Origin of the sequence: Massilia violaceinigra, from assembly GCF_002752675.1 — a bacterium.
Taxonomy (GTDB): domain Bacteria; phylum Pseudomonadota; class Gammaproteobacteria; order Burkholderiales; family Burkholderiaceae_D; genus Telluria_A; species Telluria_A violaceinigra.
The window spans coordinates 4782743-4800547 of sequence record NZ_CP024608.1; the positions used below are offsets into that span (position 1 = coordinate 4782743).

16 protein-coding genes and 2 tRNA genes are annotated in these 17805 nt (G+C 61.1%); 12 read left to right on the forward strand and 6 right to left on the reverse strand.

Annotation, left to right across the window (positions count from 1 at the left end):
- Positions 1–116: 116 nt before the first annotated feature.
- The 3 genes from CR152_RS20935 to CR152_RS20945 form a co-directional block, all read right to left on the reverse strand.
- A complete protein-coding gene (locus CR152_RS20935; RefSeq protein WP_099878047.1) occupies positions 117–1154 on the reverse strand; it encodes a chemotaxis protein CheB in 1038 nt (345 codons plus the stop codon).
- 201 nt (positions 1155–1355) lie between these two features.
- Positions 1356–2603 carry a PepSY-associated TM helix domain-containing protein gene (locus CR152_RS20940; RefSeq protein ID WP_099878050.1) on the reverse strand — a complete coding sequence of 416 codons (1248 nt, stop codon included), beginning with the start codon at positions 2601–2603 and terminating at the stop codon, positions 1356–1358.
- Between the two features lies 1 nt (position 2604).
- Positions 2605–4746: a TonB-dependent siderophore receptor gene (locus CR152_RS20945; RefSeq protein ID WP_229413489.1), complete on the reverse strand. Its 2142-nt coding sequence runs from the start codon at positions 4744–4746 to the stop codon at positions 2605–2607.
- Positions 4747–5062: 316 nt separating this feature from the next.
- On the opposite strand from CR152_RS20945, the gene CR152_RS33155 reads away from it, so the two are divergent.
- On the forward strand, positions 5063–5512 hold the full coding sequence (locus CR152_RS33155) for a hypothetical protein (protein WP_157778635.1): 450 nt from the start codon (positions 5063–5065) through the stop codon (positions 5510–5512).
- A 108-nt stretch (positions 5513–5620) separates the two neighbouring features.
- On the opposite strand, the gene CR152_RS20950 is transcribed toward CR152_RS33155, so the two are convergent.
- The 3 genes from CR152_RS20950 to CR152_RS20960 form a co-directional block, all read right to left on the reverse strand.
- Positions 5621–6190, reverse strand: coding sequence for a hypothetical protein (locus CR152_RS20950; RefSeq protein WP_099878053.1), 570 nt, complete (start codon positions 6188–6190; stop codon positions 5621–5623).
- Between the two features lie 123 nt (positions 6191–6313).
- Positions 6314–7249 (reverse strand): NAD(P)/FAD-dependent oxidoreductase, encoded by a 936-nt coding sequence (locus tag CR152_RS20955; protein ID WP_099878056.1) that lies wholly within the window; start codon positions 7247–7249, stop codon positions 6314–6316.
- A 91-nt stretch (positions 7250–7340) separates the two neighbouring features.
- The gene (locus tag CR152_RS20960; RefSeq protein WP_099878058.1) at positions 7341–8255 is read right to left on the reverse strand and encodes a cation diffusion facilitator family transporter; all 915 of its coding nucleotides are present in this window, start codon (positions 8253–8255) and stop codon (positions 7341–7343) included.
- 127 nt (positions 8256–8382) lie between these two features.
- Between CR152_RS20960 and CR152_RS20965 the strand changes: the two genes are divergently transcribed.
- The 11 genes from CR152_RS20965 (at position 8383) to CR152_RS21015 (ending at position 17623) form a co-directional block, all read left to right on the forward strand.
- Positions 8383–8459: transfer RNA gene (locus CR152_RS20965), tRNA-Val, on the forward strand.
- Positions 8460–8527: 68 nt separating this feature from the next.
- Positions 8528–8604: transfer RNA gene (locus CR152_RS20970), tRNA-Val, on the forward strand.
- A gap of 218 nt (positions 8605–8822) precedes the next feature.
- Positions 8823–10730, forward strand: a complete 1908-nt coding sequence (thrS, locus tag CR152_RS20975; protein WP_099878060.1) for a threonine--tRNA ligase — start codon at positions 8823–8825, stop codon at positions 10728–10730.
- 32 nt (positions 10731–10762) lie between these two features.
- Positions 10763–11302 carry a translation initiation factor IF-3 gene (gene infC / locus CR152_RS20980; RefSeq protein ID WP_099878062.1) on the forward strand — a complete coding sequence of 180 codons (540 nt, stop codon included), beginning with the start codon at positions 10763–10765 and terminating at the stop codon, positions 11300–11302.
- A gap of 429 nt (positions 11303–11731) precedes the next feature.
- Positions 11732–11929 carry a 50S ribosomal protein L35 gene (gene rpmI / locus CR152_RS20985; protein WP_054262960.1) on the forward strand — a complete coding sequence of 66 codons (198 nt, stop codon included), beginning with the start codon at positions 11732–11734 and terminating at the stop codon, positions 11927–11929.
- A 27-nt stretch (positions 11930–11956) separates the two neighbouring features.
- The gene (gene rplT, locus CR152_RS20990; RefSeq protein ID WP_054262959.1) at positions 11957–12316 is read left to right on the forward strand and encodes a 50S ribosomal protein L20; all 360 of its coding nucleotides are present in this window, start codon (positions 11957–11959) and stop codon (positions 12314–12316) included.
- Positions 12317–12440: 124 nt separating this feature from the next.
- Positions 12441–13457, forward strand: coding sequence for a phenylalanine--tRNA ligase subunit alpha (pheS, locus tag CR152_RS20995; protein WP_099878065.1), 1017 nt, complete (start codon positions 12441–12443; stop codon positions 13455–13457).
- A 17-nt stretch (positions 13458–13474) separates the two neighbouring features.
- Positions 13475–15901 (forward strand): phenylalanine--tRNA ligase subunit beta, encoded by a 2427-nt coding sequence (pheT, locus tag CR152_RS21000; RefSeq protein WP_099878067.1) that lies wholly within the window; start codon positions 13475–13477, stop codon positions 15899–15901.
- A gap of 107 nt (positions 15902–16008) precedes the next feature.
- Positions 16009–16356, forward strand: a complete 348-nt coding sequence (locus CR152_RS21005; RefSeq protein ID WP_054262956.1) for an integration host factor subunit alpha — start codon at positions 16009–16011, stop codon at positions 16354–16356.
- A gap of 9 nt (positions 16357–16365) precedes the next feature.
- Positions 16366–16785, forward strand: coding sequence for a MerR family transcriptional regulator (locus CR152_RS21010; protein ID WP_099878070.1), 420 nt, complete (start codon positions 16366–16368; stop codon positions 16783–16785).
- A gap of 205 nt (positions 16786–16990) precedes the next feature.
- Positions 16991–17623: a response regulator transcription factor gene (locus tag CR152_RS21015; protein ID WP_054262954.1), complete on the forward strand. Its 633-nt coding sequence runs from the start codon at positions 16991–16993 to the stop codon at positions 17621–17623.
- Positions 17624–17805: the final 182 nt, after the last annotated feature.

The window sequence follows — 17805 nt, forward strand, 5'->3', positions numbered from 1 at the left end:
CCGCGACCTTGGAGCGCTGGGGGCTGATGAAGCGATCGTCACGTTTTCCAGAGGCACCGGCAAAGACCATGCTCGTGGGATGGCCGCCGCGCGGGTGTTACCCAACGATCGGTCTTCTATGGAAGAGGATCGGTGCTGGCCATGTTGGAGTGCAGCATCGCTTTGATCCGCCGAATATGGATGTTCGATTGCTCCACCCGCTCGACATAGGATGGGCTGGCAGTGCCGTCCGCGCCCATTCGGACGAGCAGATTCTTGTTCTCTTCGAACATGCGCAGGGCGACCCAAAGGGTTTCCTCCATCTTCGCCGTCTGTTCCGCGAGCAGCGTTGCCGCCGTATAGGCGTGACCGGTATGGCAACGGAAGCGCAGATGGTTTCCAATCTTCATTTGCCACAACACGCCGCCGCAGCCCGGACAGTTGAACGGCACCTGCGTACCAAGGAACTCGACCGATTCCAGGTCGCTCAACACGCGCTGGGCGATCTTGGCCTCGACGGCGACATCGTCAGGGACACGGATGCTTGCTCCCCGGTCGTGAAGCGCGAGCCGTGTGAGCAGGCTACCCATCTCCGCCAGCGGTACGCAGTGATCGACCTTGACATGATTGAGCACGTTTTGCGGCATATCCGGATACGCGGCGTCGGCCGGATCCTGGACGACGCAGATTCCGCCGCAGCGCCGGATCACCTCCATGCCCGACGTGCCATCGTCGAGATAGCCGGTGAGGACGACTCCAATGACCCGATTCCCGAATTCAATGGCGGCGGAACGGAACAGGGGATCGATCGCGGGCCGCGCCCGATTTTCGCGCGCGCCCTTGGTCACCAAGGTTTTGGCTTCCGAGATCATCAGATGATGATCCGGCTGCGCCAGATAAATACAGCCGCTCTTGATAACGCCATGCTGCACAGCTTGTTTGCAGGGTAAATTCCCTTTGTCGGCAAGCACGCGCAACATGGCATCGTTTGAACCGGTCGCCGCCATGTGATGAACGACGAGAATCGCGGCGGGAAAATCGGCCGGCAGTTGCGCAACGAGAGCGCCCAGCGCACTTTGTCCGCCGGCGGAGGTGCCGATCACGATGATCGGGAAGTCGCTTCGTTTCGCCGCAGAATCCGCGTTCGCCGCCTTTTTCGTGGATGCCGCCGTCATAAAATTCCTATGAATTGCCAATGGGTGCCGTCAGGAATAATGCCATACAAGACGCGCCGGCAGCGCGCAAGAGCGCGGTGATGAGGATTTCGATAGGGCGGTGGGCGGACCGCCGCCACCACGGGCGTATGGCCCGATTCGTGCCTCGGGTGTCCCGGTGGCGCCCCGCTGACTATCTGGCGGAGCGCCACCGGACGCTATTTACTCCATCACAGGCGTGCTGCCCTGGCGCACCGGCTGCCGCACGGGCTCAGGAACGGCACGTACGGCAACCAGCCGAGCACGCCGTTTGCGCACCCAGATGATGACCCCGGTGACGCTCAGCATTGCCACCACCACACCCAGGAACGACAGGACGATGCGGCCGGCCAAGCCGGCAATCCGGCCGGAGTGCAGGGGGAACTGGAGTTGCAGGAAAATATCGCCTGCGCTGCCGGTGCCGGGCACGCGCTCGGAGACCAGTTTGCCATCGTTGCCGTCGAAATACAGCCAGGAGTTGCCCAGGCCGACGTCGCCGTGGTCGTTGCCCGGCTCAAAGAAGCCGACGCCGTACAGCCCGAACGCGGATGCGTAAAAAACGCCGCCGACCGGCGCCGTCCAGCCGCGTTTGGTTCCTTCGGCACGGGCCAGCGCCATCACTTCGTCGCGGCTGATAAGCGCCGGAATCGGTTTCTCCGGCGGATTCATGGTGCGGCTGGCGAAGGCGTCCGGGCTGAGAGTGGAGACGGTGGACAACAGCGGCCGCACCACGCGGTCGTTCAGGTTCATCGAGACCGAGGTGATCGCCAGCACCAGCAGCAACAGCCAGACCCACACGCCGCCAGAGCGGTGCAGGTCGAAGTTGAGCTTGGGCCCGCCAGCTTTCCAGCGGAAGGCGAACGACTTGCGCCAGCTGCGCCAGTTGGGAAACGACAAATACAGCGCGATGAAGCAATCGAGCACCCACACGATGGCGATGATGCCCATGAACCAGATGCCCAGTTCGATCCCTTTGACTTCCGGAATATGCATCGAGTAGTGCAGCTTGTACAGGAACGGCAGCAGGTTTTCGCGCGAGAGCGAAATGTCGCCCCACTGACGTTTGGCCTGCACCTTGCCGGTCACCGGATCGACGCCGATCTGGTTAAAGCCCAGCTCGTACGGCTTGCCGGTGGCCGGGTCGATCTTGCCCTCGACCGACATCATCGAGGTGTGTCCCGGCTCGACCTCGGTCAGGACGTAACCGATGCGCAGGCGCGGATCGGCCGCTTCGATGGCGCGCGCCAGTTCGGTGCCGGGAATCTGGCGCTGGGCCGTCTCGCCGCTGTGGGCGTGAAACAGGTCCGGATTGAGGGCGGCGTCCAGTTCGTGGTCGAAGGAAATCAGGGCGCCCGTTGCACCGGAGATGAACAGGAAGATCGCCACGCCCAGGCCGAACCAGCGGTGGAGCAAAACCAGTGCAGGGCGCATATCAGTATTTCCAGTTGAGGGTGGCGCTGGCGTTGCGCGGCGCCGCGTAATAGGCCTGGCTCCAGTACAGCGAGGTCAGGTACTTTTTATCCGTGACGTTGTTCAGGTTCACGGCCAGCGTCATGTTGCGGTTGATCTCGTAGCGCGCCATCAAGCCCAGCACGGCGTAGCTGTCCTGGCGCGTGACGATGCCCTGTTCCTGTTCCTGCTCGCGCTCGATATCGCTCTGCCAGTTCAGGTTGGCGCCGACCTTGAGCTGCGGCACGGCAGGCAGACGATAGGTGGTGGACATGCGCAGCAGGCGGCGCGGCACGTAGGTCTTGGCTGCCTTGCCCTGGCTGTCTTCCACCTTCAGGCGGGTGAAGCCGGCACTGGCCAGCCAGCCTTTGGTCAGCTCGCCCGTCACTTCCAGTTCGGCGCCGGTCGACTCGGCATTGATGCCGCGGTAGTACGCCTTGCCGCCGTTCATGTCGACCTGCTCAGCCGTATTGTTCTGGCGCGCGCGGAAGATGGCGCCGGAGAAGCTGGCCTTGCCACCCAAGAGATCGCTCTTGAAACCAGCCTCGGCGCTGCTGCCCATGATCGGATCGAGCGCGACGCCGTTGATATCCTGCTCGCTTTGCGGGCTGAAAATTTCAGTGTAGCTGGTGTACAGGCTGACCTGCGGCGCCACGTCGTAGACCAGGCCCACGTAGGGCGAGGTCTTGCTGGCCGATTTTTGCTTGCTGCTGCCGTAGGACAGGCCGGTGGAATCGGCCTTGGTCGAGTTAAAGCCGGTCAGCAGCTTGACTTTGTCGGCCAGCGCAAAGCGTGCGGCCGCGTAGACGGTCTTGCGCACCTCTTCGTAGCTGCTGCCATCGAAGCGGTCGTCGAATTCCGGCTGCGGATAGCCGCCGGTAAAGTCGGTCGCTGCGGTGAGCGGGGTGCCGATGCCGCGGCCGTAGCCGGACAGATCGTCCAGGCGCGAGCGCGACCAGCTGGCGCCGAAGGCCAGGTCGTGCTGGCGGCCGGCCAGGTTGAACTGTCCGCTTGCGCCGATGTCGAACAAGGTCTGGCTGTGGTCGGAGCGGTAGGCGGACGGGTAGGAAAACAAGCCTTCGCCTGTCGCTTTGTCCGGCGTGCCGTACACGTAGAACAATTTCGAGCGGGACGCTTCCTTGTTATGGCTCAGGGTCGACTTGAGCGCCCAGCCCTGGCCCAGTTGGTGATTCAGTTCGGCAAAGCTGCCGTTGGTCTTGTTATCCCAGTGCGACCAGTCGGCCGAGGTGTTGGTGCCGGCCGGGTAGTTGGTCGGGCTGCCGTCGGTGTAGTACAGGGGCAGGGCGCCCCACATGCCGCCGCTGGACTTGTTGTCTTGCCAGGCGTGCCCGATGCTGAGCAGGGTGTCGCTGCCCAGTTTGGCTTCGACGATGCCGTAGACAACGTTTTTCTTGGTCGCGTAGCGGTCCAGGTAGGAATCGCCCTGCTGGCTGACCACCACCACGCGGCCCTTGACGCTGCCGCTCGCGTTGAGCGGGCTCGACACGTCGGCATCGAGACGGCGCGTATCCCACGAGCCGAGGGTGAGGCCGGCGCTGGCGGCCAGGGTAGGACCTGGACGCTTGCGGATGAAGTTGACCGTGGCGGACGGGTTGCCGGTGGAGGCGGTCAGGCCGTTGGCACCACGCACGATATCGACCCTGTCGAACAGCGCGGTGTCGAGGTTGCCCATCATGTTGCCGAACACCAGCGGCATGCCGACACCGTCGACCTGGAAATTGATGATATCGAAGCCGCGCGCGACGTAATAGGTGCGGTCGGTTTCGACTTTTTCGACGGTGACGCCGGTAGTGTTGGCGAGCACATCGTTGACGTTGTCGAGACGGAAATCGTCCATGCGCGCGCGCGTGACGACCGAGACCGACTGCGGCGTTTCGCGCAGGGTCAGGCTCAGCTTGCTGGCACTGTCGCTGTCGCGCGCCTGATAGCCGTTGTGGTCATTCGTGCCGGTGATCGTAATGACTGGCAGGACGGCCGCTTCGGGCGCCTCGTCGGCGGCGCTGGCGGCACCGGCATGGCCGAGCGCGAGCGACAGAGCGAGCACCAGCGGACGCAGACGGGGATGGGAAGACGACGGGACGGACGTGTTGATACGGCGGGGCATGCAAAAACTCCTGGTGTGAGAAAGATCGTCACTGGCTTGGAGATTGCAACCTGGCTTGTCAACGATGGGGTGCCCTGTCGTAAAGACAGATGCGAATGATTCTCATTATACCAAAAATGGAAAGGTTTCGCAACCGACCCCGGCAAGACCATCGCGAGAATGAGCTGTTGCAATGCATGGATTTCTGCAAAGTTGTGTTGGGCGGAAGGGCGGTGGAAGGTTATGCTCATCGGATACGCACTTGGTGAGCTGGTGCGCCTGGGAGGGTACTGCCGTGAAAGTGGAAACAAAGTAAAACAGCATTGAAGGGCACCGTATGCGTTTTTTTGGATTGATTATTCCTGCCTTGCTGGCATGTCCGGCTACGGTAGCGGCATGCGACATTCCGTCCCAAACGATTGCCGACTACCTCAATGGTCAAGCTAACGGCCGCGTCGTGTTCGTTGGGAATGTGGTGGCGTCGACAGCGCGAAAAACCGACGGGTTGGTGATCGAAGACCTGACAGTGAGCGTGAGCAAGTCATTTGGAGTGGCTACACTTCCTCGAACCTTACCGGTGCTAAGCCGAATCACCGGCGGCAGTAATCCATGCGGCCATGCTGATTTTTCTGCCAGGGCGGGAGAGCAATGGTTGATCTTCGGACAACGTGATGCAGAGCGCGTCTGGCCGGATCTTTATCTGAGCCGCAAACTCGTCAATGGGCGCATCGACGCGGCACTCTTTCGACAGCTCAGCCCAGCAGCGTCATTGAAGATGCGGGAATGACGGAGCTAAGTTTCAGGGCAGCAATGGCATTCCCGCCTGACACCGGCAAGCGCCGGCGAACGTGCAAGGCTGGTCAGCTTGGCTGGCGGTCGCAATACTAAAAACCGTTCAATAGTCGCAGCGGTAAAAATGCCCCATGATCGGCACCACGCGTCCGGCGCATTCGGAGAAAGGGAACAGCTCGCTGCTAGACCACGCCACGTGGCCCTTGGGCTCGGCAATGCGGCCGCTGGCATCGTAGATAACGTAGGTCGTATCGGTCCCGACGGTGCTCCAGTCATAGGCCAGCACGGGGCGGTTGCCTGGCGGGTGGGTCTGCATTTTTTTATCGAAGCTCTGGCCTTCCGACATCACGTGCACCACGTTGGAAGCGCGGCCTACAGTGGCCTGCAATAGTTCCGGCACTGAAAACAGCGCCCCCAGCACGACGATATACGTTGCCATCGAGGCTGCGCGGCGCCAGTGGTGGTGGTGCAGGGCGCGCACCAGTCCGAACACCGAACACAGGCCGCCAAGCAGCGCGACGGGGAGGATCAGCATCCCCGCGACGCCCGAAAACGGGACCACCAGCACGAACGTGAGCAAGGATGCGCTCAGGAGCCAGATGGGCCAGCTGAAGTAGGCATCGCCACGCTGTGCGTGGGATGCGTGTTTGCTGCCGTGGGCGATTGTTGCCATGATCGTAAGCTTTCGCAAGTTGACTGGCGGCTTTATTTTGTCCTACTCGGCCAGTGGCGTGGCCTATATTGTCACTACCTTGCCGTTAGCGCAATTTGTTTTTACTGTCGTGCGGCGCTCCCTCTATGCGGAGTGCTTGCGAAAGTGATAAGGCAAGGCATTATGAATGCGGGTTGCCGCCACCGCAGCTTGCCCTGCGGCTACACTAATCTGGTTCAATCCCTGGGCCACGTCGCCGATGGCGTACAGGCCTTCCACGGTCGTCGACTGATGGTCGTCGACCTTCAGTTCCATGCAGGCCGAGGTTTGCGCGCCGAGCGAGACCGCCAGGTCGGAGCGCGCCGTTTCGCCCAGCATGGGGTAGAGTACATCGCTCTCGTAGGACTCGCCATCTTCCGTATGCATGACCGGTGTCATGCGCCCGCTCATGGTCACGCCCCGCAGCGGCGAGGTAACGTAGCGGATGCCGGCATCGTGCAGGCGCTGGCGGTCGGCCGGGTCGACCAAGGCCTCCCTGGTGCGCTCGAACAGCGTGACGTCGGTGGAAAAGGTGCGCATGAACAGTGCATGGCCGACCGGGTTGGTGTCGGATGTGACGACCGCGATTTTCTGGTCGAGGACGTCGTAGCCATCGCATACCGGACACAGCCGGACCGCGCCGCACGCCACGGCCTCAAGAAAATTCTCGATCGGCATGCCGGTGTCGGCGATGCCGGTTGCCAGCAGCACGGTGCGGGCACGAATTTCGCCGCCTTCGTGCGCGGCCACGAAGCAGCCGTCTTCGCGCACCAGCCGGGTCACTTCGCCCTGGATCACCTCGCCGCCGTAGCGTTGGAGCTGGTGGCGCAATTTGTCGAGCAATTCCTTGCCGTGGATGCCATCTGGAAAGCCCGGATAGTTATGCGTGACCGGGATCCAGCCGAGCCGGCTGCTGCCTTTGTCGACCAGGATGATATCGCGCCGGAAACGGCGCAGGTAAATCGCCGCCGTCAGCCCGCCGGGGCCGCCGCCGATGATCAGGGTGTCGTGGATGGTGGGGGAGGGGGTGTACGGAATCATGATGCATTATCGGTAATGCGCGTTGGGCGGGGCATCGGTGCGCCCGCCGCTGCCGGGTAAGACAGGGCTTACAGCATCGTTCGGCGCCGCACTAGTCGTGCGGCTCGGGCTGCAGGGTCACATGGTCGATGCCGTGGCGGGTCAACAGCATGTCCTTGACCGTGGCCAGCACCTGCGGCCAGTCGCGCAGGTTGCCGATGCGCAGGTGGCCGATCAGGGCCGGTTGTCCCGGCGACATATCCCACACATGCAGGTCGTGCACCGACAGCACGCCCGGTATGGCGGCCAGGTCGGCGCCGACCTGCAGATAATCGATCTGGTGCGGCACGCCTTCCATCAGCGCGTGGTAGGAGTCGCGCAGGATGCCGACGGTCGAGCGCAGGATCAGCACGGAGACGAAGAGCGACAGCAGCGGGTCGATCGGCATCCAGCCGGTGAAGTAAATCACGGCGCCGGCGGCGATCGCCGCGATCGAGCCGAGGATGTCGCCCATCACGTGCACCAGCGCGGCGCGGGTGTTGATGCTTTCCTGGTCGCGCGAGAGCAGCCAGGCCACCAGCAGATTGATCGCCAGGCCGATGAGGGCAACCACGAACACGGTGCCGCCCTGCACCTGCTGCGGCGCGCTGAAGCGGTGCACGGCTTCAAAGACGATCCAGCCGACCACGGCCAGCATGGCCAGTGCGTTGACAAAGGCGGCCAGCGCTTCTGCGCGGCCGAAGCCGAACGAGTGGCGCGCCGAGGGCGGGCGCTTGGCGATCAGTTGCGCCAGCAGCGCCAGGCCCAGCGCGGCGGCGTCGGTGACCATGTGGCCGGCGTCGGAAATGAGGGCCAGCGAATTGGAGAGGAAGCCGGTCAGCACTTCGATCACGGCAAATACCAGGGTCAGGCTCAGGGCAAAGGCCAGCGCGCCCTGGCTGCGGCCGACGGTGACGTGGGTGTGTTTGGCGTCGCCCTTGTGGTGGGCGTGCAGGTGGGCGGAGGAGGGGGTCGGTTTGGCGTGCATGGGCAAAGTGTAATGGAAAAAGGCGCTTGATCTCCCTGCCGCCAGCCAGGGTACTTCCTGGCGCCTGAACATCGTGTTTAAAAAGCGCTTGTCATCCCGGGGATGCCTCTCTATAATGCTGGTCTTCGGGCGGTTAGTTCAGCTGGTTAGAATACTTGGTCGACATCCAAGGGGTCGGGGATTCGAATTCCTCACCGCCCACCAGTTTTAGCAGTAAAAAGCAGTAAAGTGCAGTAAGGCAGAGTTGTTCCAGCAACGCTCATGCTATATCAGGGCGGTTAGTTCAGCTGGTTAGAATACTTGGTCGACATCCAAGGGGTCGGGGATTCGAATTCCTCACCGCCCACCAGAACATGCAGTACCCAGTAAGAGAGAGAAAGGCACCATGGTTATGACGCCGCGAACTACGACGGAGTTGTTCCAGCGACGCTAGTCGAGGTGCTTCCTTTTGCTTACTCAAAATGAAAAACGCGGCTAGTCCGCGTTTTTTTTCGTCCGCATTTTTGTTTGCACTTTTGTTTGTACTTTTGTTTGTACTTAAATATCAGTTTTGTTCAGGAGAACAGCATGGTTTCAGTCCGCCTTCCCGATGGTTCCGAGCGCCAGTTTGATGGCCCAGTCACCGTAGCCCAGGTCGCAGCCAGCATCGGTACAGGCCTGGCCAAAGCGGCGCTGGCCGGCAAAGTCGACGGCAAAGTCGTCGATACCTCCTTCCTGATCGAGCAAAATGCCGATCTGGCCATCATCACCGATAAAGATCCGGAAGGCCTGGACGTGATTCGTCACTCCACCGCCCACTTGCTGGCCTACGCCGTCAAGGAGCTGTATCCGGAAGCGCAGGTCACCATCGGTCCGGTGATCGAGAATGGCTTCTTCTACGATTTCTCGTACAAGCGCCCGTTTACGCCGGAAGATCTGGCGGCGATCGAAAAGAAAATGACCGAACTGGTCAAGAAAGACGAGAAAGTCACGCGCACCGTGCTGCCGCGCGACGAAGCGGTGGCGTACTTCAAGTCCATCGGCGAAGACTACAAGGCGGAAATCATTTCCTCGATTCCTGCCGGTGAAGACGTGTCGCTGTACGCCGAGGGCGGTTTTACCGACCTGTGCCGCGGCCCGCACGTGCCCAACACCGGCAAGCTGAAAGTGTTCAAGCTGATGAAAGTGGCGGGCGCCTACTGGCGCGGCGACTCCAAGAACGAGATGCTGCAGCGTATCTACGGCACCGCCTGGCTCAAGAAGGAAGATCAGGAACTCTACCTGCACAATCTGGAAGAGGCGGAAAAGCGCGACCACCGCAAGCTGGGCAAGGCGCTCGACTTCTTCCACTTCCAGGATGAAGCGCCGGGCTTGATCTTCTGGCATCCGAAGGGCTGGTCGATCTGGCAACAGGTTGAGCAATACATGCGCAATGTGTACCAGGTCAATGGCTACCAGGAAGTGAAAGCGCCGCAAATCCTGGACCGCGGCCTGTGGGAAAAGACCGGTCACTGGGATAACTATCGCGACAATATGTTCGTCACCGAGTCGGAAAACCGCTCGTATGCGCTGAAGCCGATGAATTGCCCTGGCCACATCCAGATTTTCAATTCCGGCATGAAGAGCTACCGCGACTTGCCGCTGCGCTACGGCGAGTTCGGCCAGTGCCACCGCAACGAGCCGTCCGGCGCGCTGCACGGCATGATGCGCGTACGCGGCTTTACCCAGGATGACGGTCACATTTTCTGTACCGATGAGCAGATTCCGGGCGAAGTGGCGGCCTTCCACGCGCAGGCGATGGAAGTCTACACCGCGTTCGGCTTTGACAATATCGATGTCAAGCTGGCCCTGCGTCCGGACAGCCGCATCGGCAGCGAGGAAAGCTGGGATATCGCCGAAGAGTCGCTGCGCAGCGCGCTGCGTGCCTGCGGCGTCTCCTGGACCGAGTTGCCGGGCGAGGGCGCGTTCTACGGTCCGAAGATCGAATACCACCTGAAAGACAGCCTGGGCCGCGCATGGCAGGTCGGCACGGTGCAGATCGACCCGTCGATGCCGGGCCGCCTGGGCGCCGAGTACACGGCTCCCGACAACACCAAGAAGGTGCCGGTCATGCTGCACCGCGCGATCGTCGGTTCGCTGGAGCGTTTCATCGGCATCCTGATCGAAAACTACGCCGGCGCGATGCCGCTGTGGCTGGCGCCGGTGCAGGTGGCGGTGCTCAATATTTCGGACGCGCAGGCCGACTACACCCAGGAAATCGCAACGAAGTTGCGCAAGCTGGGGTACCGCGTTCACGCTGATTTGCGCAACGAGAAAATTACGTTTAAAATACGTGAACATTCCGTCCAAAAACTGCCGTACATCCTCGTGATTGGCGACAAGGAACGGGATGCCAACACTGTGGCCGTGCGAGCTCGTGGCAATGTCGATTTGGGCGTAATGTCCATCGATGCCCTGGTGGAGCGCCTCAAACACGAGGTCGATTCCAAAGCTTGACGAGTTAATTCTCGACGCGGCTAATTCATCAGATTTTAAAAGGAAACAACATAGCTACTGACAAGTCGCATCGCATCAATGGCGAAATCACCGCCCCCGAAATGCGTTTATCCGGGGTGGAAAACGAGCCGCTTGGCATTGTGAGCCTGGCTGAGGCTTTTCGTCTGGCCGAAGAAGCGAACGTAGATCTGGTGGAAATTGCGCCAACCGCGCAACCACCGGTATGCCGTCTGATGGACTACGGCAAGTTCAAATATTCGGAACAGAAGAAGGCGCACGAAGCCAAATTGAAGCAAAAGATCATTCTCGTGAAGGAAGTTAAATTCCGTCCGGGTACTGATGATGGCGATTACAATATCAAGCTGAAAAACCTGATGAAGTTCCTCGATGAGGGTGACAAAACCAAGATCACGCTGCGTTTCCGCGGCCGTGAGATGGCGCACCAGGACATCGGCTTCCGCATGCTGGAACGTTTGAAGGCCGATCTCGAGCCGTATGGCCAGGTCGAGCAGTTCCCGAAGATGGAAGGTCGTCAGATGATCATGATCCTCTCGCCGAAGAAGAAGAAATAAGCAAAGAACGGGTTGCCCAGGCAGCTTGTGCAAAGAAGCGCCCCGCCACGCAAGTGCCAGGGGCGCTTTGTTTTGTGGGTGTTCGCAGTTGACTCCGGATGCAACCGCCACCCTTAAAGCCGTCATCCCCGCGCAGGCGGGGATCCAAGCCTGTTCCGTAGCCGATGGCTATGCCGCGAACTTGGATCCCCGCCTGCGCGGGGATGACGGTTCTGCGGGAATGGGGGGGGCAGAGACAGCCGGTACGCGAATTTATACCCCAAAGAAACTTTGCCCCCTACAAGCTTGCATTTGCAGGCAGTTTCTGTGTTATGATCTCCGGCTTCCTCCTTCACTGGCGGAAGACAATGTGAAAGCAGGCATCTAAGTGCAGCACAGCGTTGCCACCTGCAATCCTATAATGGAGCTGTCCGGAAGGACAGAACTGCTATGCCTAAAATGAAGACCAAAAGCTCCGCGAAGAAGCGTTTTCGCGTGCGTCCAGGTGGAACCGTTAAATCGGGTCACGCTTTCAAACGTCACATCCTGACCAAGAAAACCACCAAGAGCAAGCGCCAACTGCGCGGAATCACGAACGTCGATGCAGCGGATGTCAAGTCCGTCATGCGTATGATGCCGTCGGCTTAATCTCACCACTCAATTTAAGGAGTTACTATGCCTAGAGTAAAACGTGGGGTTACAGCTCGTGCCCGTCATAAGAAAATTCTTGTACAAGCTAAAGGCTACCGTGGTCGCCGCAGCCGTGTATACCGTGTTGCCAAGCAAGCAGTCATGCGCGCTGGCCAATACGCTTACCGCGATCGCCGCAACAAGAAACGCGTATTCCGCCGCCTGTGGATCGCCCGTATCAACGCCGCTTCCCGTGAGCATGGCGTGACGTACAGCGTATTCATGAACGGCCTGAAAAAAGCATCTATCGAACTGGACCGTAAAGTCCTGGCCGATATGGCTGTGATGGACAAGCCGGCGTTCGCCGCGATTGTCGCAGCAGTGAAAGCCAAGATCGCTGCGTAAGCAATGATCGATGCAAGCGTCGCCCCCGGGTGGCGCGAAAAGAGCGGGGCAGAGGTTCAAACCTGTGCCCCGTTTTTGATTGTGGCGCGTGCGCCAGTCCCGCTCAACAGGAAAAAAACATCGCATGAACTCCCTGGAAGAACTCGTCGTCTCGGCACAGGCTGACTTTATCGCCGCCGAAGATGCTGCCGCACTGGAAAACGCCAAAGCCAAGTACCTTGGCAAGACTGGCCAGATCACCGAGCAAATGAAGGGCCTGGGCAAGCTCGACCCGGAACAGAAAAAGGCCCAGGGCGCGCTGATCAACGCCGCCAAGGTCCAGATCGAAAACGCCCTGACCGCACGGCGCGATGCGCTGGCCAATGCCCAGCTCGAAGAGCGTCTGAACGCCGAAGCGATCGACATCACCCTGCCGGGCCGCGGCCGCTCGGGCGGCGGTATCCACCCGGTGATGCGTACCTGGGAACGAGTTGAGGAAATCTTCCGCTCGATCGGTTTCGATGTGGCCGACGGCCCCGAAATCGAGACCGACTGGACCAATTTCACGGCGCTCAACAGCCCGGAAAACCACCCGGCCCGCTCGATGCAGGACACCTTCTACATCGAAGGCAACGACAGCACCGGCAAACCGCTGCTGCTGCGCACCCACACCAGCCCGATGCAGGTGCGCTACGCGCGCACCCATACGCCGCCGATCAAGGTGATCGCGCCCGGCCGCACCTACCGCGTCGACAGCGATGCGACCCACTCGCCGATGTTCCACCAGGTCGAAGGCCTGTGGATCGCCGAAGACATTTCGTTCGCCGACCTGAAGGGCGTGTACCTGAACTTCGTCAAGGCCTTCTTCGAGACCGACGACCTGCAGGTGCGCTTCCGTCCGTCGTACTTCCCGTTTACCGAACCGTCGGCCGAGATCGACATTGCCTTCGGCAGCGGTCCGCTCAAGGGCCGCTGGCTGGAAGTATCGGGCGCCGGCCAGGTGCACCCGACCGTGGTGCGCAACTTCGGGCTCGACCCTGAAAAATTCATCGGCTTCGCGTTCGGCTCCGGCCTCGAGCGCCTGACGATGCTGCGTTACGGGATCAACGACCTGCGCCTGTTCTACGAAGGCGACCTGCGCTTCCTGAAGCAATTTAACTAATTCAAGGTTCACTGATTATGCAATTTTCCGAAAATTGGCTCCGTACCATGGTCGATCCGAAGATGACTTCGGATGAACTGGCTCACCTGCTGACCATGTCCGGCCTGGAAGTGGAAGAAGTCGAAGCGGTCGCGCCGCCATTCTCGAACGTGGTCGTGGCCGAAGTGCTGGAAGTGGCCAAGCACCCGAACGCGGACCGCCTGAACGTGTGCAAGGTCAACGTCGGCACCGGCACCTTGCTCAACATCGTGTGCGGCGCGCCCAACGTGCGCGCCGGCATGAAGGCCATCTGCGCCATGGCCGGCGCGATCCTGCCGCCGGGCGCGGACGGCAAGCCGTTCGCGATCAAGGTCGGCGAGCTGCGCGGCGTGGAATCGCAGGGCATGATGTGCTCGGCCAAGGAATTGAAACTGTCCGAGGAAAGCAGCGGCCTGATGGAGCTGCCGGAAGATGCGCCGGTCGGCCAGAACATCCGCGACTACCTCGCCCTGAACGACCTCAAGTTCACCATCAAGCTCACCCCGAACAAGGCGGACTGCCTGTCGGTGCTGGGCGTGGCGCGCGAAGTGTCGGCCCTGACCGGCACCCCATTGACCTTGCCGCAGACCCGCTCGGTGCCGGTCAACGGCAGCGAAATCCTGCCGGTGAAGATCAGCGCGCCGGACCTGTGCGGCCGCTTTTCGGGCCGCGTCATCCGCGGCCTGAACGCCAGGGCAGCCACGCCGGACTGGATCAAGCAGCGCCTCGAGCGCAGCGGCCAGCGTCCGCTGTCGGCCCTGGTCGATATTTCCAATTACGTCATGCTGGAACTGGGCCGTCCCTCGCACGTGTTCGACATGGACAAGATCCATGGGGCGCTGGATGTGCGCTGGGGTAAGAAGGGCGAGTCCCTCAAGCTCCTCAACGGCAATACCGTGGACGTGGACGACTGGGTCGGCGTGATCGCCGACGACAAGGAACTCGAATCGCTGGCCGGCATCATGGGCGGCGATTCTACCTCGGTCACCTTAGAGACCACCAATATCTACCTGGAAGCGGCGTTCTGGTGGCCGAACGCCATCCAGGGCCGCGCGCGCCGGTTCAATTTTTCGACCGATGCGGCGCACCGCTTCGAGCGCGGCGTCGATTTCGCCACGACCGTCGAGCACATCGAGCGCATCACCGCGCTGATCGTCGAAATCTGCGGCACTGTGGACACCGTGGTCAGCCCGATCGACGACCAGATCGTCAACGTGCCGTTGCCGAAAGCGGTCACCCTGCGCACCGCGCGCGCGCAACAGGTGATCGGCGTGCCGATCACCGACGCCATGGTGGCCGACATTTTCACGCGCCTGGGCCTGCCGTTCACGCAGGAACCCGGCCTGTTCGCCGTGACCGCGCCGACCTACCGTTTCGACATCGAAATCGAGGAAGACCTGATCGAGGAAGTGGCGCGCGTGTACGGCTTCGAGAACATCCCGGCCTTGCCGCCGGTGGCCGCCAGCCAGATGATCATCGCGCCGGAAAACACCCGGTCCCTGTTCGCCGTGCGCCACCAGCTGGCCGACCTCGGTTACCAGGAAGTGGTGAACATGAGTTTCGTCGATTCCGCATGGGAAACCGACTTCTCGGACAATACCGACCAGATCAAGCTGGTCAATCCGATCGCCAGCCAGATGAACGTGATGCGTTCCTCGCTGATCGGCTCGCTGGTGGCCAATGTGCGCTATAACCTGAACCGCAAGGCGGGCAGGGTGCGCGCATTTGAAGTGGGCGCGATCTTCCGCCGCAATGCGCAAGCGCTTGATGGTCCGCTGTCGGTGGCCGGTTTCGACCAGCCCAAGCGCGTGGCCGGCATCGCCTACGGTCCGGCGCTGGACGAACAATGGTCGCTCAAGTCGGCACCAGTCGATTATTTCGATGTCAAAGCCGATGTGGAAGCCCTGTTCGCGCCGCGCACCCTGCGTTTCGTGAAGACGGCCCATCCGGCCCTGCATCCGGGACGCTCGGCTGTCATCGAGCTCGACGGCAAGGAAATCGGCTTTATCGGCGAACTGCACCCGCGCTGGCTGCAAAAGTACGATTTGCCGCAGGCGCCGGTCTTGTTCGAGCTGGATGCGATTGCGTTGCAGCAACGATCCGTGCCAAAATATGAAGAGATCTCGAAATTCCCGGGCGCCACGCGCGACCTGGCTTTCGTGGTCAAAAACACGGTGGCGGCGCAGGACCTGCTCGATGCTTTTGCCGCGAAGCTGCAGGTAAATCCAGCTGGAAAGATTGTGCAAGCCATTGTTTTGTTTGATGAATATCGCGGAAAAGGGATCGAGCCCGACGAAAAAAGCCTTGCTTTCCGCTTTGGCTTGCAAGATACTCAAACCACCCTGCAGGACGATGTGGTCGAAGGCGTCATGAAGGCGCTGGCGGCGTCGGCCCAGCAGAAACATGACGCGAAGCTGCGTTCATAACCGATCCCACGAGCAGTAACGATACGAGGCAGGGCTGTAAAATTAATAACAACGACGTTGATTCCGCCGTACTCCAGTCGGCGCTGGCAGCCGACCTGCACCGTGCGATGCAGGTCGCCAGGGTTCGCCAGGACGCTGAGAAGAATCTCCCGACCCTGACCAAGGCCGAGCTGGCCGAACTGCTGTTCGAGCAGGTCGGCCTGAACAAGCGCGAAGCCAAGGACATGGTCGAGACCTTCTTCGACGAGATCAGGAATGCCCTCGAGCGTGGCGAAGCGGTGAAGTTGTCCGGCTTCGGCAACTTCCAGCTGCGCGACAAGCCGCAGCGGCCCGGCCGCAATCCCAAGACCGGTGAAGAAATCCCGATCACGGCGCGCCGCGTCGTGACCTTCCACGCCAGCCAGAAGCTCAAGGGCATGGTCGAAGAAACCAGCCCGATGGCGCGCGCCGCCTAAAGTGAACCGATGAACGATCGTGCGAGCAAGGCTGATCTGATCGTGCTGCCGGCCATCCCGGCCAAGCGCTATTTCACGATCGGGGAAGTGAGCGAGTTGTGCGGCGTCAAACCGCACGTACTTCGTTACTGGGAGCAGGAATTTACCCAGCTTAAACCGGTCAAACGACGTGGAAACCGCCGCTATTACCAGCACCACGAGGTGTTGTTGATCCGTCGTATCCGCGAACTGTTGTACGAACAAGGCTTTACGATCAGTGGTGCGCGCAATAAACTCGATAGCCGCATTGGCGGACTGCTTGCGCCACCGTGTGACGACGACGCCGACGCGGCGGCGCTTGACGCCGTGGCGGCGCCGCCCGAGCTCGACCGGGCCGTGATCCGCAGCGAACTGGTCGCCATTCTAGCCCTGCTCAAAGGCCCGGGCTAGAACGGCGGCCGTGTCCCGTCGCCGATCGCGGGGGCCTTGTGCCCCTTTGCTGTTTTTGAAGGCCGGTGTGAGCACGCGGCGCCAGTGCGCTGTCATACGTGTTTGTACTGAACAGCCAGAGTGCTAGAATACTAACGCATGCGCAGTGCCGGGCGCGTGGTTTGCCTCGGCTCTTTCCTATGCAAGGATAATTTAAGGGAAGACAATGATACGCGTTGCCATATGTGACGATCACCAGATAGTACGTGCAGGTTTTAAACAGATTTTTTCTTCGTCACCCGACTTCGATGTCGTGGCCGAAGGGGCAACCGGGCGCGAAGCGCTGGACATTGCACGCCGTGAAATTTGCGACGTGCTGCTGCTCGATATCGCCATGCCGGACCAGAGCGGCATCGACATTCTGCGCACCATCCGCCAGGGGCAGCCGAACCTGCCGGTGCTGATTCTGTCCGGCTATCCGGCCCAGCAATATGCGCTGAACCTGTTCAAGATGGGCGCCAACGGCTACCTGAACAAGGAATGCGAGGCCGACGAGCTCAAGACGGCGGTGCGTACCGTGTTCCAGGGCCGCCGCTACGTCAGCTCGACCGTCGGCGAATTGCTGGCCCAGAGCTTCGACCGCGATCCCAACACGGCGCTGCACACCGAGCTGTCGGACCGCGAGTTCCAGGTGTTCCTGCGCCTGGCCAAGGGCGCGACCGTGTCCGACATCGGTGTTGCCCTCTCGCTCAGCATCAAGACCGTGTCGACCTACCGCACGCGGATCATGGAAAAAATGGGCTTGCAGTCGAACAGCGACCTGACCTATTACGCCATGAAAAACAACCTGCTCGACTGATCCTCCGGCGCGCTTGCCGCGGCCCCGCCCGGCTCCGCCGCCCGGTCCGGCCATGCTGCCCTGCCACCCGGCGGGGCGCCGCCATCTCCGCCGCGCAGTGCGCGCGCACCTGACCGTCACCGCCCCCTACGGTCCAGCTCGGCTGCGCCCCGGCAATTCCCGGACTATAATTGCCCCAAGCC